Raw genomic sequence first — 15,436 nt, forward strand, 5'->3', positions numbered from 1 at the left:
GCTATGTTCTAACGCAATATGCAAGCAGCCAATCGACGATTTCGCCGACCGAGGCGTTGCCCTGCACAACCGTCAGATCAACGAAATCTGCGACCTGGGTGTCCGTCGGGCCCATGACCAAGATTCCGTTCAGCTGAAGAAAGATCACGGTAGTGACCCAAGCTGTGCGCTTGTTACCGTCGACGAAGGCATGGGCATTGGCCACGCCGCGTAGCAGTACGGCTGCTTTTTCCAACGTGCTTGGGTAGAACTCTGTCTCCCCGAATCCGGCTTGCGGCTGAGCGACTGCTGACTCCAGAGCGCCCCGGTTCATAACCGGGGCGCTCTGGAGCGTATCGTGCAGGCCGATGACCTGGGCCACCGATAAGTAACTCGTCATCGTTGGGCGAGGAGGTTCAGGGCTCCTGCCCACTTCTGTATGGCTGCTCTGGCTATGTCATCGACAGCAGTCTGGTCAGCCGGTTCGCCTGGTAGAGCGGGCTTTGTCGGGCCTACGCCGCGCACCGACTGGCTTGAGTACTCTCTAATCATCGCTCCTGCGTCGATCGTCTTGCCATTCTCATGACCACCATCCCGAGAGTAGAAGGCTGAACGCCAGGGCGTCTCAGAGTGGCTGAGATCGACTAGATCCTGGCGTGACTTCGACCCGTAATATGCCAAGACGGCATCGACGATAGAAGCCTGCTCCGGGGTCAAGCCATCGAGATTAGGCGGTGTGGTATCGAACGCCTGATAAGAGGAGCGTTCGACTGGGCCGAACTGCCACGCTTCGATGGGTTCATCGAAAAGCGGCCGGCCTGTCCACGTCAAGTTCCAAGCCTCCGCATAGTACAAGAGCTTGAATGCCTTGGTTTTCTGCACCGCAGGCAGGCGTGCCTTGATGTATGCGAGAACAGAGGTTGCACGTGTCATTGTCGTCACCGCCTTTCGAATGCGGGTCGAGGGTATCTCTGCCCAATTCTATGCGAGCCCCACGAGGAGTATATGGGAACATCCCATCTGCCTGACTAACGCTGAGGGCAGATGGGATGTTCCCGGGTGTTATTTCCTGTGCCTGACCAAATGCTCGATGGACTCAGGCCGGACGGGTCTTGGGGCTGGACTTGAAGGTCAGCAGGGGATCCGTCTTCGCCAGGTGGCCCACGGCCTTGTCGATTTCGGCCAGAACGTCGGCGCTGAGCTTCACGCCCGAGGCCTCGGCATTGGCCTGGATCTGTTCGGGTCGCGAGGCGCCCACCAGGGCGGCGGCGACATTGTCATTGCTGAGCACCCAGGCGATCGCCAGTTGCGCCATGGTCAGGCCCAGGTCCTTCGCGATGGGTTCCAGCTTGGCGACGCCGGCTAGGGTCTCCTCGTCCAGATAGCGTTTGATCGCGTTGTTGCCGCCGTGTTCGTCGGTGGCGCGGGTGCCGGCCGGCAGCGGCTGACCCGGCTTGTACTTGCCGGTGAGCACGCCCTGGGCGATGGGCGACCAGACGATCTGGCTGATCCCCAGTTCCTTGCAGGTCGGGACGACTTCGCCTTCGATGACTCGCCACAGCATGTTGTACTGCGGCTGGGATGAGATCAGCTGGATGCCCAGTTCCCGGGCCAGGGCGTGGCCGCGGCGGATCTGGTCGGCCGTCCATTCGCTGACCCCGATGTAGAGGGCCTTGCCGGAGTGCACGATGTCGGCGAAGGCCTGCATCGTTTCTTCCAGCGGGGTCTCGTAATCGTAGCGGTGGGCCTGGTAGAGATCGACGTAGTCGGTCTGCAGGCGGGTCAGGGAGGCGTTGATCGACTCCATCATGTGCTTGCGGGACAGGCCGCAATCGTTGTGGCCCTTGGGTCCGGTCGGGTTGTAGACCTTGGTGAAGATCTCCAAGGATTCGCGGCGCTGGTCCTTCAGCGCCTCGCCCAGCACGGATTCGGCCTTGGTGTTGGCGTAGACATCGGCCGTGTCGAAGGTCGTGATGCCGGCGTCCAGCGCGGCGTGGATGGTGCGTGCTGCGGTTTCGTTCTCCACCTGCGAACCATGGGTGAGCCAGTTGCCGTAGGTGATCTCCGAGATCTTCAAACCGGAATTGCCCAGATAGCGGAACTCCACTGTGTCTCCTTCGTCGTCGTGTTGCGTCTGCCACATCCCATTGTGCCAGGTCAGCGCGGTGGGTGGGGCGGCTCTGCGGCATTCAACCGTTGTGCGGTGAGCTGCTGGGGCCGGTCAACTCCTCGATAACGAGTTGCAAGTCACAGGTGTATTCAGAGGGCTGTGAGGATTCTTTCGTAAAACGGTGCAGCGAGGACTGTAATGTGACCATGGTACGTACATCACATAGTTCCCTTACCCTCAAGGCGGCCTTCACATATGGGATTCATGAAACGCATCGCGCGCAAGGTTGAGCGCGGCGTTAGGAAGACCTTGTCCGTCTCAGCACGGCAGGGACGGACAAACGACCCGGCGCCCCTGCCGGTCCGGCGGGAAACGGGCTGCTGCCGCCGGGCGACCACTACAGTCTGATCTGGAGTATCGGGAAGACGTACGGCGGAATGACGACAGTCGTCCTCCAGCGCAGCACATCCTTTTCTGCGCTGGACGACCGCCTGGTCACGATCCTCACACTGTCGCCGGACCTGGACGTCCAGGCCAAAGAAGCCGAACTGAGAGACTCCGGCAGACTTGGTGCCGATGCCCACTTGAGGAACCTGTGGCAGGACCTGCGGACGTGGTCCGACGAACAGCTCCGTGGCCTACGCTCAGGCAATCCGGGTGCGCTGATCGACCCGGACGAACTCTTGGAACGTCCTGCGGGCAGGCAGCGGGTCCGCGCGAAGGCAGAAGGCGGTTGGCAGGTCGACCATTACCGGCCGGAAGGCGGGCTGCTGGTCACCGAACGTCCGGTGCCGGGGGCCAAACGCAAGGACGCCAGGCGGATCACCCTCTACGACAGCCGGGGCGCGCCTATCGGGCGGTGGAAATCGATACACTCCTTCTACCAGGCCTGGCTCGACGCGGTGATCGCCGGCCGACAGGCATATCTCATCTCCGATTCGAAGTTCGCGGGCTCGTTCGTCTATGACTACCGCAGGGACAATGTGGTCACCTGTCAGGTCATGCACACGCCGTACTTTACCGATCCCGCCGGAAGCATATTCGGGCGGCTCAACAAGGGGAAGCTCGAGATCGTCAGCCACCTGGACTTCTTCGATTTCGCCGTAACCCTGACCGACCGACAACGAACCGACATGCTGGAATCGCAGGTCAGCGCCGGTGCCATTCGCACGGTTCCCAACTTCGCCCACGACACCCATGGAGATCCGGATACTCCACGGGATCCCAGCCACGGGGCAATTATCGCCAGGCTTTCACCGGAGAAGCGCGTCGACCACGTAGTTCGAGCTTTGGCACAGTGCCCGTCTGATTCTTCCGTGCATCTCGACGTATACGGTGAGGGACCGGAGCGGAACGGGATCATGGGATTGATCGATGATCTGGGCGTGCGTGATCGTGTCACCTTGCACGGGCACGTGGACCACGCGAAGAGGTTCCTGCAGGACGCGAGCTTCCTGGTCCTGGCCAGCAGGTTTGAGGGGCAGGGCCTGGTCGTGTCGGAGGCGATGTCCGCCGGCTGCATCCCGATAGCCTACGACTTCAAATACGGTCCGGCCGACATCATCACGGACGGGCGCGATGGGTTCCTGGTTCCGGCCGGTGACATCGACGCTCTAGCCGCTGCGATCCGCCGAGTCTCCGAGCTGAGCACGGAAGAGCTACGTGCTATGCGCCGGGCAGCCCGCACACGTGTCGCGGAATTCTACGAACGGCCCAACGTCGAACTGTGGGGTCGGACCATGCGGGAGTTCGGACCGAAAAAACCGCGTGGAAAGCGTCAAGCGGTGACCGCCAAACTGACCGGTTTATTCCTGGCCGAGAATGCTCTCGAGTTCAGGGTGCATCTAGACACCGCTGCCGGTTATGTCGGCGACGCACTGCTGGTCTGGCAGCACAGGGGTAAGCCAACGATATTCGGTCGCCAGCGAGGACTGGTGCTGGGCTCTCAGCTCGTCTGCCGGGTGCAGTTGGAACGCCTGGCCGGTATCCGGCCCGGGGTGCTCGACCTGTTCGTTGACCTGTTCGGCGGGGGAGAAGTGAACAGGGTCAGGGTGGGCGGCCTCGACCGAGACGATGACCTCGAAATCGGTCGATACGAGTTGTACAGGACCCAGAACGGAAATGCGAGCTTGAAACATGGTATAATGAACGGGTTCACAAGGTGAGTCGACGAAACTTTCTCGTATGATTGTCGACAATTCTTCAGCTCCGCGGCTGAAGGAGAGATACAGTATCGGGTCGAATCGTGTGAACCACCTTGCAACACCCGGAAATCTGGTAACGTACAGAACCGGAAACAGCTAGTCTGACAGTTTGTCTGATTGCTGAAGCGGTGAAATATTTCGTATTGACGCTGTAATAATCAAATATCACTTATAAGTGTAGGGATAAAATTCTTGGCTAAAGAATCTCAAGTGGACGTTTCTGTAATAGTTCCATGCTACAACTGTGCAGAATGGATTGAACGATTTTCGGAGACTGTTGTAAGTCAGGTTGGATGCAGCTGGGAATTGATTTTGGTCGATGATGGGTCTACCGACCAGACCCCGGAATTCGTCGACAGCATGGCTGCTCGTATGGAAAATGTAAAAGCCTATCATCAAGAAAACTCTGGTTGGGCAGGGAAGCCACGCAACCTTGGTCTTAGCCATGCAGTGGGACGATATGTATTCTTTGCGGATCCTGACGATGAATTAGGAGACCATAATTCTCTGAGTAGATTGGTTGATTTTGCTGACAACCACGGATCTGAAGTTGTAATTCCCAAGATGGTTGCATCTGCAGGGCGCGCCTATGCGCAGTGGCGTTATAAAACGACGCAGGTTGATGCCAACCTTGTCACCGCGTTCACGACACTTACTCCACAAAAGCTATTTAATAGAGACTTCTTAAGCAGGAATAATATAAGATTCCCAGAGGGTAAGGTTCGGCTGGAGGACGGTATTTTTCTTTCCCGGGCTTACCTGCTCGCATCGAGGGTCTCAATTGTAGCTGATCAAATATATTATCGTCTCATTCATCATGAGTCGGGTGATCATCTTTCCCGCAGAAGGATTGTGCCCAGTGAGTATATCAATTCTGTTTGGGAAATCTGTGAAAATGTCGAATCGCTATGTGCTGACTCGGGACTGGTTGATCTAATAATTGCAGAACTTACGAAACGAAAGGTTCTTTCAGGAACTCAGCCCCAAAAGGTTCGCAAGTCTACCCAGGAATACTTGGATGAATGGATGGTTGCCCAGCGCGGATTCATTCATAGATTTCTGTCCGCCCCAGAGAGGTTGGGTGCGCTAGATAAAACTTCGCGCAGTCAAGTGGAGCTTGCCATGGCTGGCAGCGCAAGTGATCTAATTCAGTGGAGTCGGCTTGCTGATGCGAGAATCTCTGCTGCCCCGGTCCGTCATAAGGACAGGACCAGCCTAGTTTTTATACTTGCTGATTCTATTGCTGATTGCCTTAGTTCAATTGATTTGATTATAAAGGATAGATCGGAAGGTCGAATCGTGGCTCGAGTCCCTGCGTCTTTGGATAGTTATCGCAATAGAATTGTGGAAGTTCCTGATGATGTCTTGCCCAAAACTGATTCTTCAACAATTTATGACTTCTTTGCTGACCTCCGCAGTGGAGCCGGCGAAGAAGCGGTTTCGGCTGAGGTTCGGGTATCATCTCCGTCTGAAGGATTCTTAAAGTCTATCAATGGAGCATGTCAGATGGAATACTACTCAACGAAGTGGCATAATCTTAGTTTGAATGTCAAAAGCTCTGAAGCGAATGAAAAAAACGTGATGTCAAAATTAGGGCGGGGCCTAAGGAAGCTGACCCGTAATGGTCGCTAGTAGGAACGGTCGGTGTCGTGATTCTGTGATAGGTCTCGTGGCGAGCTGTATTGTAAATGGGGTGTGTGACGGGCTGACGATCAATACAGACCAGGTACTTCTGTCACACAGGAAAAATCGGTAGAGTCATTGGTCATGAGCAAATTCCTTGCTAGTAGTATACGTCGGGTATTGCTACGTGGGTCACATGCCATAGGGCGGTCAATAGTAGAAGCGTGTGCGGAGCGATCTCTTCCCGTGGGGACGGGCGCCGGTACCGGTACTGATTCCGTCGTGGTGTTCTATTTCGCGGGTGAAGCTCGCAACATCTATCAGGCCCAGCAATGGGTTTGGTCCTTGGAGCAGTTGCGTGACCGCTTGCGTATGGAACTGCATGAGGAAGCGCCTGTTGTTATTCTTGTCCGTTCTGCTAGCAACGCCAGTCTGCTTCACGGTCTAACTGACTTGCCGATATATCTTCGAAAATCGGTGGGGGACCTTGAAGGGTTCTTTCTGGGAAGCCCGAGCCTACGTGTTGTCCTGTACCCGAACCAAGCCACACAGAACTTCCAGTCGCTGCGGTTTGCTCGTCCGGCGCATGTGCACCTGAGCCATGGTGAGAGCGAGAAGATCTCAATGATCTCGAACCAACTCAAGGCGTACGACTATGTCTTTACTGCCGGTCCTGCGGCACGTAGCCGGTTGCGGAAGACGTTGATTAACTTCGGCGAGGAACGGATGATCGACGTAGGGCGGCCACAACTGGACGCACCCTACAGCGTGCCGGAGGCATGGACGAAAATGCGGACTGGGCGCCGGAATCCCGTGGTCTTCTTCGCACCGACGTGGGAAGGCGAGTCCAGTGCCATGGCCTATTCTGGTGTGCCCGAGTACGGGATTCCATTAGCAAAACGGCTTCTGAACCAGGGCCTCGACGTCCTCTATCGACCGCACCCGCGCGCAGGAAGTATAAGTTCGGTCTTCGCCAAGGCCGATAGGGATATTGAGGAATTGCTGTCAGCAGCGCCGGGGTCCATGGTGGACAAAGGACCTCATGCGGATTGGCAGTTCCATGCCGCAGACGTATGTGTGGCAGAGGTCTCTTCAATCGCATATGACTGGTTGCCAACCACCAAGCCCTTGTTCATGGTGAAACCATCGAATCCACGGGCAGAGATCTTGCCGGGCGGCCTGCTTGAACAGGTGCCGAGCTTCAGAGCCGACCAGGTGACGGCCTTGATCGGGGCCATCGCCGATGCGGCTACAGCCAGACCCGGTTCTGAGAACGTCAGTCAGTGGACTGAAGTTTCGCAGTGGTACTTCGGTGACACAACAGCAGGTGCCCAGCAGCGTCGTTTCGAGGACGCAGTGCTAACTGTGATCGGTCAACGGAACGCCGATCTGGGCTATTCTTAAGGATCCGGCCGGATATCGTTCGTTGATTGTCAGTGGGCCCTGCGCTGCTCGCGTTTGGCACGTTCGGCTTTGGCAAGGCCGACTAATTCTGCGATGGTGCGGTGCAGCTGCCTGGAATGGTCTTCGTCAGGTTCTAGACGGTACAACCGCGTCTGTGCAGCCAGTGGTCGGAGCTCCGTGCGGATCCTCGACTCCTGTTCGGGGCTACCCACGATGAGTGCATCGAAGTCTCGTAGGCGATTGTTGATCCACTGTTGGGATTCGGAATCGGCAAGGTAGGCGTGAAGGGTCGACCGGTAGGTGGTCTCCCGTAGAGTCAGCCGGGTCTGCGTTGCGTGCAGAGTCAGTAGAGGGTCCAGAGAATCCATGACCTGTTCGGCTTTGACCGTATTGGCGACGTAGAAGACACGTAGGCCAGTGGTCTCTCGCATCTTCTGATAGACCTTGAAATCGCCGCAGACGACGGCCGTGGGACGTTTGAGGTCCAGCTGTTCCAAGGCGGGCAGCCAAGCGAAGGAGTAAAGGGCTTCCTCCAAATTACCCATGACACTGAACACGACCTGTGCGTGACGCTGGTAGAGGCTGGCATTGACGGCCTGCCGGGCGGCGTCCCTGCGGGGGGCCCGGCGGAATTGCCGGGCCAGCGTGGTGTTGAAGTTTCTGGCGGTGCTCCCCAGAGTGGCGGGCGGTGCGAATGAGTCTTCGGCTTGTGGCGCGTGTGTGCTCTTCCAGGTGCGGGACTGCTCCACCATGTGAGTGATCGCAGCCAGGAACCGGTTCAGGGACTTTCCGGGGGCGCGATCGCCGTAGTAATAGTCGGCGAGTTCCTGTCGTTTGACCTGTTGTGTCTCATCGGTCAGTTGTTCGTCGATTAGAGACACGATATTGCTGGCCTGATCGGCCGGCAGAAGATCCAGCGAACCCACCAGGCCGTCTTCGGCTACCGGTACCGTGGGCTCCACGGGCCTGGTCATGATGAGCGGTTTCGCAGTGGTAAGCCAGTCGTAGGCAACGGCCGATATGTCTGTGATCATGACGTCGGCTACGTCCAGTTGCCAGCCGAAGGGAGTCGTGTCGACCAGGTGGCCGGAATCAGGGTCCGCCTCGATGATGTCGTACAAGCGTTGCTTGATATCACGGTTGGCACGGCGCTCTTCGCCGGACCTGACGCCGGTGCGAGGGTGGGGTCGATAGATGATGCGGAAACGACTGTCCGACAGTAGCGCGTCGATGATCTGCTCACCATGGCTCAGGACTGAGCCATAGGACATAGAAGTCCGTCCGCCTTCCCACGTGGGCGCGTAGAGCACGGTAATTCGGTTCGGGTCCTTGTCGATGAACGGTTCTGCTGGAATATCGATCTGAGGCCTGCCAATGGGCAGCGTCCGGGTGTCCACGTCATAGTTCAGCAGGTGATGCGACAGGCGCTGGCGGGATGCCTCGCCGGCGATGAGAAAATAGTCGAACCCCTTGAGCCAGTTCGATGCCATGTAGATCTTGTCGCTCTCACCGTGGCAGATGAATGCATGAACGGCGTCGTTGTAGCCCAGGATGCGATAGTTCTGGTAATTCTGATTGGGATAGAGGACGACATCCGGGCGGATGCTGGTTGCCACTTCACTGATGTCTGAGAACGTGGGAGTCAGCAGAACCCGGAGGGAGGTTTCCTCACGAATGACTTTGGCAGTCATCGGGTTGTAGCAGAAGATGGCGACGGAATAGTGCTGGGATAGCCACTCCAAGGGCCCGTACCATTGTCTGATCTGGTACAGGTTGATTCTGCGATCGGGGAAGTTGATGAGAACGTCGATGTGTCCATCGGCGACGTATTCGGTATCCCGTTTGCGCAGGAACGTGCGTTCGGCCAGGCGCCTGATCGAACGGGAGGCCTTTCGTACGACCCGCGGGCTGTGCCGCGAGATCACACCATGGGACACGAAGCCTCCTTCTTGATCTTGCTAGATACGTTAAATACGAACATCACACAATCCTAGATAGTTCAGACGCCGTTTGCGTTCGCGAAAAGCGGCGCTGGCAGTCAATTTTCGTCTGTATCATCGCCTTGATCGGCTTCCGCACCATCGCCCGAACGCGGCAGCCCGTGCGTGTCGATATCGGTGTTGCGCTGGCTGATGAGAGTGTCAACGGCGCTGAGGAAGGCGGACATGGAATTCCCTAGCGGACCGTCGCCAAAGTAGTAGCTGCGCATCCGCTCGCGCTGTGACTTGGCTTCGTCATGGTCCAGTGCCCTGCAGATCATATCGGCGACATCTGCGACGGAATCATCGTCGATGATTGGCGTAGCCCGGGTGATGGGTGATTCGTCGTTGAGCTGTGCGCGGTCGTTGCGGCGATCGGTGATCAGCAGGGGAGTGCCAGGCTTCAGGTACAGGAAGTCCAGTCCGACGCTGGAAATGTCCGTGATCATCAAGCTGACATCGTTGAACATTCCGAGGATGTCGCCCTGCATCGCGACCAGGTGTTCTCCACCGGCACGATTGGCCTGTTCGATGAGAGCGAGGATCTGAGCGTTGGCGTTGCTCACGGCATCGCACTTGCTGTTCTCCACTCTGGGATGCGGTTTGTAGATCATCCGAACGCCGGGTTGTTCCAGCACAGCCTTGACGATCTGAGGTCCGAAGACGTCGACTGAGGTGTAGTTATTCGCCTCGTTCTCACCCTCCCAAGTGGGGGCATACATGACGGTGCGCAGATCACTGTCCGGCAGATCGCTGGTATGTGGAATATCCAGTTGTGGCCTGCCGACCGGGACGAGCTTGGCGTAGTCGAAGTCGAAGAGTGCGCGATGGTGTCGGTCGACAGCAGCCTGGCCTGCGACGAATACACGATCATAGGCTTTGGCCTGATTGGAGACCATAGAGATCTTGTCGCTCTCCCCGTGGTTGACGTGCACGTGGACCATCGGAGCATAACCCAACGGCTGGAAGTTCATCACGCCGTTGTTGACATAGATCGCCAACCTGAAATCGGAAGCATGGATGAAGTCCATCATCGGCTGAAAGCGCCGCTTGAACACTATGGGCAGCCGCGTCAGTCCGGCGATCGTATCGGCAGCACTGGGCCGGCGGAACATAAGGGCCACACGGTGCTGTTTGTGCAGTTCCTCGAGGACAGGCAGCCATTGCACCAACTGATAGGTCTTGGATACGGTGTCACCGAAGTAAACCATGACTTCCGCGTTGATGTAGTCGCCCCTGAAGCGTTCGCCGATGCCCCTGTAGTCCTGCTGTCCGCGAAGCCACCTGCTGGTGAACTTCCAAGCGGACGAACGCATGGCCTGCTTAGCTACATACTTGATCGGGTTCGGCACCTGACCATCCTTAGAGTTGGGGTAAGGATTGGATCCTACTACTTCGCCCTCAAGTCTACCGGGTACGTACTGCCTCAAGCGGTCAGCTACCATTAACCCAGTTGTCAACCTGTTGCCGAACCTGGGCTACGACTTGCCTGGGCTCCGGCTTGAAAGGATCTGATCCATGCGCCGTGTTATCACCTACGGGACGTTCGACCTCCTTCACTACGGGCACATCCGCCTGCTGCAGCGTTGCAAAGCGCAGGGTGACTACCTGGTAGTGGCCCTGTCGACCGACGAGTTCAACGCCGGCAAGGGCAAGAAATCGTACTTCAGCTGGGAAGACCGCAAGCACATGCTAGAGGCGATCCGCTATGTAGACCTGGTGATCCCCGAGAACACCTGGGAGCAAAAGCGCGAGGACATCAAGAACTACCAGATCGACGCCTTCGTCATGGGTGACGACTGGGCAGGCAAGTTCGATGATCTGCAGGACCTGTGCGAGGTCATCTACCTGCCCCGCACACCAGAGATCTCTACGACTCAGATCAAGAACGACCTGGGCAAGTGATTCCAGGAATCATCAGGCCGCGCTAACAACCACGTCCTTCCGCAGTAGGCGATTCTCTGCCGATATCAACAAGACGCGTCCGCGTGTCACGGCTTGAGGGCCGACTGACTGCGAATATAGAAACACTGGGAAGTAACCGAGGAGTGACGTAAATCTATGTCTGCAGCCAACGCCATCTTGGGAGCCGAACCGCAGTCGTCTGGCCAGATGACGCCGAAACAAGAAGAAGCCCTTCTTGAAAGAGTGTCAAGACTGGAGGCACGTACCCCGTCTCCGCAAGTAAGCGTAGTAATAGCTGCATACAACGTCGGTCCGTATCTTATGCGCGCCGTCGAATCGGTCCTTAATCAAACACTGAGAAACTTAGAGGTCCTGATTGTCGATGACCATTCGACCGATCAAACGCTACGATTAGCTGTTGAACTGGCCGAGAAGGACAATCGAGTACGGATTCTGAGAACTAAAAAGAACTCAGGCGGACCCGGTGAACCAAGAAATATAGGTATTGAGGAGTCCCGCTCCAAGTACTTCACTTTCCTTGATGGTGACGACGTCCTGGAACTGCACGCTTGCAAAACGATGCTCGAGTACGCCGAGTCATCTGACGCGGATTTAGTGGTAGGCAGGACCGAACGCTATCATGTCAAGACGGGCCGAACCACCGCTTGGTACAGCCAACTATTTGTCGAGTTGCGCGAGGCGATAGATGCTGAGCAGATGCCGGAACTTCTGAGTGATTCAATCGCGGCCGGAAAGCTGTATAAGCGTGCATTTACAGTCGCCAATGATAATTGGTTGCTAAACGGTGTCCATTTTGAAGATCTTATATTCACGGCAAGAGCATATGCCGAAGCCGACAAGATCACGATCGTACCCAGTACAACTTACTATTGGTATGTGTATCCTGAAGATGAACGCATATCTATTACCGCTCAGAATGACACCTTGAAGAATGTCATTGACCGCCGTTCAGCTCTGCAAATGGTTGACTCTGCACTGCAGGCGTCGGGTAAGCAGTCACTCATCGAGAGATCAAAATACAAGTTTTTATGGCATGACGCGAAGCTCTACCTTAACCTGGCCAATGACTCTACAGACGAATGGCTCTACGGGCTTTGCGACATCCTTATTCCAAAGCTAGAGACCTTTGAACGAGCTGACTGGGGTTTAATCGATGTCTTCGCGCGGTGGATTTATGGATCGGTTTTGAACCGAGATTTGGAAGGTATACGCCAAGCTATTCTGTTCAGCAGAGATCGGGGGATGCTTTCGGGGCGTCAGGTCGAAGTTGAGGGACGTACTTATTGGCAGCCAGGTGGCACCAATAGAGTGACCATAATTCCAGGAACTCTCGGGGCTAATCTCCTGGATATTACTGACCACCCCGTCCTGGAAATGCCGAGGTCGACTGTAAGACCGCGGACTGTGGTTACACAGATAGCAAAGAGCGATGGCGAGACATTGCTCTTAAAAGGGCACACGGATGACCTTCTCGGCTGCTTGACTGGTGCTCGGGCAATATTACGAGGAAAACTAAAGGACGGACATGAGACATTCGAGACCCCAATATATGATTATGAAGAATCGCCGGACGGCGGTGTTGACTGGTCAGCAAAAATTGTGGTCCCGGATTATGTCACTAAATCACGTCCTCAGCGTTGGATTTTCTCTATTCACTTTATCTTTGAAGAAACCGAGATAAGGTCTCCACTCAGACTTTCAAAAAGCCTGGCTAAGTACAAGTTTAATATCTGGCAGCACGGTAAGGTGCCCAACGCATTGCGTCGGAAGTATCGAACGTATGTTACAGAAAATAAACACCTCGGTATACGACTTCTTAAGGCTGTCGGCAGAAGAGGTAAGCTAGACGGTATTGTAGCTAAGTCTAGTAGTCGTGCAATGCAATTTAAAGAGGGTATGCAAAAACGAAACGACCGCTACTCGCTGGAATATGCATACTCTGTAATGCGCCATCTGCCGATAGATAACGACGCAGTACTTTGTGAGTCGATGAGCGGGCGGAGTGCTTGGGACAGCCCTCGGTATGTAGCGGAAGAACTGATGAAGCGATCATCGAAGTACACTGTGTACTGGGTGTATTCTGGTCAGACTGCGCCGGATCTACCTCACGGATTCGTTGGTGTCCGTCGGTGGTCGCCCGAATATTTGCGACGTGCAGCAACGGCAAAAATTATCATTGACAACCAGACTCTAGCGAATTTTTTCCGCAAACGTGCAGGCCAGGTATATCTACAGACCTGGCATGGAACCCCATTAAAAAAGATGGGGCTCGACTCCCCGGAGTTCCAGTTCGCCAGTAGACCGATGCGGGAATCACTAGTTGAGCGGGGCGCTGAATGGGATGCGTTGATCTGTCCAAGCGACTACTTTCGTGAAACCTTTGTGAAAGGATATTCATACCACGGCGATTTGGTGAGCAACGGGTCGCCGAGAAATGATATCCTGATTCAGGATGGTAATAGCCGAGGAAAATACAAAGATAAATTAGGCTTACCTCGGGATAGGAAAGTGGTCTTATATGCGCCCACATTTCGACAGTCGTTTGGGGGTGGGGCGACGGAACGCCCGCGAGATGTCTTCCGTCTTAAGGACTGGGCTGACCGGCTGGGCACCGACACCTATTTAGTGGTTCACCCTCATTACCTTGACCGGTTCCCAATACCGAAGGCCCTGGCGCCGTTCGTCATGGCTGCACCGCGCAATGTCAACGTTAATGACCTCTACCTTGCGTCGGATCTGTTGATTACTGATTATTCGTCTGTAATGTTTGATTATGCGCTTTTAAAGAGGCCGATGATATTCTTCGCGTATGATTATGATTCATATGTGAGCGTCGAGAGGGGAACCTACTTTTCGTTGAAGGATGAAGCTCCTGGACCAGTTGTTAAGTCTTTTGATAGCCTGCTGGAGTCGGTAGAAGAGTCTCTCGCCGGAGGTATGGAAGTAGGTGAGGCGTATGAAAGATTCGTCTCACGGTATTGCGGTAATGATGACGGTCTGGCATCGAGGCGCGCTGTAGATTACCTGCTTGCAAAGGTTGGTGAGTGATGGTTTCTGGTAACGGTATCCGACGAATTGTTCTGGTTGCGAATAACGTTGGTGAGCTTGGTGGCGTAGGTACATATATGCGGGTCATGGGAGAAGCGTTTCAAGACTCTGGCTATGATGTGCAGCTGCTGGGGTTCGATCGTGTCTCGCAGCATGGTAATTTCGGTGGTCTTGAGCATCACACTATGTATGATGAACCTAACCCCGGTAAGCCAAAATCTGAGAATTATGTTTTGGGGAATGATGACCCAAGATATAAGAAGAAGTTGCGCAAGTATTTGAGCGTCAGGGCTGCTGCTGGACGTAATGCCCGGCCGTTCATCGACGCTTTCGACCGCTCTACGGCTGTGATTGTGGCACAGGTGTGGGCGATGGAGAACCTTGTCGATGCTGGATTTCACCCAGCAGATCGCATGGGACCTATAGTCTTTGGTCAACACCATGCATCGCATGAGCAAGCTCAGGCTGGAGGATATGTTCCGCGCATCCGTAAGGCTTTCGCTGAGGCTGACAAATTCGCTGCACTTACCGATGAGGATGCACGACTGTTTCTAGAGGACGGAATCCCCGCTGTAACCTCTATTCCTAATCCAGTGAGTATGCAGTTTGGTACTGCTGATAGGTCGTCAAAGACCATTGTTGCTTTGGCGAGGTATGCAGAGATTAAAAGACTGGACAGGCTGGTAGCCGCGTGGTCTGTATTGTCTCGTGAATTTCCGGATTGGTGTGTCGAGCTTTGGGGGGACGGCCCAGAGCGTGAAACGTTACGTGCACGAATAGACGAGTACGGGTTGCAGTCGTGCGTACGGCTCATGGGCCGCACTGATAGCCCAGGTGATGTTTTGGCTAATTCGGCGGTTAATGTGGTGTCGAGTGATAGTGAGGGTTTACCATTCAGCATCGTTGAGGCTGCGCGTAAAGGCGTGCCGACTGTGGCTGTCGACTGCTGTCCTGGCATACGTACTCTAATCGATGATGGCCGTTCGGGTATCGTTACACCGCGGGGCTCGGTTTTGGGCCTGGTGGCTGGGTTGCGGCGTATGATTTCCGACGACTCGGCGAGGATTCGCATGGGTGAACAGGCAGGCATTGCTTCGAATCGGTTCATGCCGGACGCTGTGGTGGGACGGTGGTCTGAGGAGTTTGAACGCGCTTTGCGCTGA

General features: G+C 55.4%; 11 protein-coding genes. 6 read left to right on the top strand and 5 right to left on the bottom strand.

Annotation, left to right across the window (positions count from 1 at the left end; translation table 11 throughout):
• Position 1: 1 nt before the first annotated feature.
• The 3 genes from NQ038_RS04070 to NQ038_RS04080 form a co-directional block, all read right to left on the bottom strand.
• On the bottom strand, positions 2–361 hold the full coding sequence (locus NQ038_RS04070; RefSeq protein WP_257057252.1) for a type II toxin-antitoxin system death-on-curing family toxin: 360 nt from the start codon (positions 359–361) through the stop codon (positions 2–4).
• 14 nt (positions 362–375) lie between these two features.
• On the bottom strand, positions 376–912 hold the full coding sequence (locus NQ038_RS04075) for a Panacea domain-containing protein (RefSeq protein ID WP_257057251.1): 537 nt from the start codon (positions 910–912) through the stop codon (positions 376–378).
• A 163-nt stretch (positions 913–1,075) separates the two neighbouring features.
• Positions 1,076–2,086: an aldo/keto reductase family protein gene (locus tag NQ038_RS04080; RefSeq protein WP_257057250.1), complete on the bottom strand. Its 1,011-nt coding sequence runs from the start codon at positions 2,084–2,086 to the stop codon at positions 1,076–1,078.
• Between the two features lie 440 nt (positions 2,087–2,526).
• Here NQ038_RS04080 and NQ038_RS04085 point away from each other — a divergent pair, with 440 nt between their 5' ends.
• The 3 genes from NQ038_RS04085 (at position 2,527) to NQ038_RS04095 (ending at position 7,320) form a co-directional block, all read left to right on the top strand.
• Positions 2,527–4,254 carry a glycosyltransferase gene (locus tag NQ038_RS04085; protein WP_257047771.1) on the top strand — a complete coding sequence of 576 codons (1,728 nt, stop codon included), beginning with the start codon at positions 2,527–2,529 and terminating at the stop codon, positions 4,252–4,254.
• Positions 4,255–4,485: 231 nt separating this feature from the next.
• Positions 4,486–5,925 carry a glycosyltransferase family 2 protein gene (locus NQ038_RS04090; RefSeq protein WP_257057246.1) on the top strand — a complete coding sequence of 480 codons (1,440 nt, stop codon included), beginning with the start codon at positions 4,486–4,488 and terminating at the stop codon, positions 5,923–5,925.
• Positions 5,926–6,198: 273 nt separating this feature from the next.
• Positions 6,199–7,320 carry a CDP-glycerol glycerophosphotransferase family protein gene (locus NQ038_RS04095; RefSeq protein WP_257046927.1) on the top strand — a complete coding sequence of 374 codons (1,122 nt, stop codon included), beginning with the start codon at positions 6,199–6,201 and terminating at the stop codon, positions 7,318–7,320.
• A 29-nt stretch (positions 7,321–7,349) separates the two neighbouring features.
• Here the strand turns inward: NQ038_RS04095 and NQ038_RS04100 are convergent, their stop codons facing one another.
• Together NQ038_RS04100 and NQ038_RS04105 are read right to left on the bottom strand one after the other, a co-directional pair.
• Positions 7,350–9,257, bottom strand: coding sequence for a CDP-glycerol glycerophosphotransferase family protein (locus NQ038_RS04100; protein WP_257046928.1), 1,908 nt, complete (start codon positions 9,255–9,257; stop codon positions 7,350–7,352).
• 101 nt (positions 9,258–9,358) lie between these two features.
• Entirely contained in the window at positions 9,359–10,651 is a 1,293-nt protein-coding gene (locus tag NQ038_RS04105) for a CDP-glycerol glycerophosphotransferase family protein (protein ID WP_257057244.1), read from the bottom strand.
• A 166-nt stretch (positions 10,652–10,817) separates the two neighbouring features.
• Between NQ038_RS04105 and tagD the strand changes: the two genes are divergently transcribed.
• From tagD to NQ038_RS04120, 3 genes are all read left to right on the top strand, one after another.
• Entirely contained in the window at positions 10,818–11,204 is a 387-nt protein-coding gene (gene tagD, locus NQ038_RS04110) for a glycerol-3-phosphate cytidylyltransferase (RefSeq protein ID WP_257046930.1), read from the top strand.
• A gap of 156 nt (positions 11,205–11,360) precedes the next feature.
• Positions 11,361–14,273 carry a bifunctional glycosyltransferase family 2 protein/CDP-glycerol:glycerophosphate glycerophosphotransferase gene (locus NQ038_RS04115; RefSeq protein ID WP_257046931.1) on the top strand — a complete coding sequence of 971 codons (2,913 nt, stop codon included), beginning with the start codon at positions 11,361–11,363 and terminating at the stop codon, positions 14,271–14,273.
• Positions 14,273–15,436, top strand: a complete 1,164-nt coding sequence (locus NQ038_RS04120; protein WP_257047124.1) for a glycosyltransferase — start codon at positions 14,273–14,275, stop codon at positions 15,434–15,436. The genes NQ038_RS04115 and NQ038_RS04120 overlap by 1 nt, the downstream gene beginning before the upstream one ends.

The organism is Brevibacterium sp. 50QC2O2 (assembly GCF_024580675.1).
Taxonomy (GTDB): domain Bacteria; phylum Actinomycetota; class Actinomycetes; order Actinomycetales; family Brevibacteriaceae; genus Brevibacterium; species Brevibacterium moorei.

Bases quoted from the DNA above. Each gene is read 5' to 3' on its own strand.
- tagD (WP_257046930.1), top strand. From the start codon at position 10,818: ATGCGCCGTGTTATCACCTACGGGACGTTCGACCTCCTTCACTACGGG.
- NQ038_RS04120 (WP_257047124.1), top strand. From the start codon at position 14,273: ATGGTTTCTGGTAACGGTATCCGACGAATTGTTCTGGTTGCGAATAAC.
- NQ038_RS04115 (WP_257046931.1), top strand. From the start codon at position 11,361: ATGTCTGCAGCCAACGCCATCTTGGGAGCCGAACCGCAGTCGTCTGGC.
- NQ038_RS04075 (WP_257057251.1), bottom strand. From the start codon at position 912: ATGACACGTGCAACCTCTGTTCTCGCATACATCAAGGCACGCCTGCCT.
- NQ038_RS04085 (WP_257047771.1), top strand. From the start codon at position 2,527: ATGACGACAGTCGTCCTCCAGCGCAGCACATCCTTTTCTGCGCTGGAC.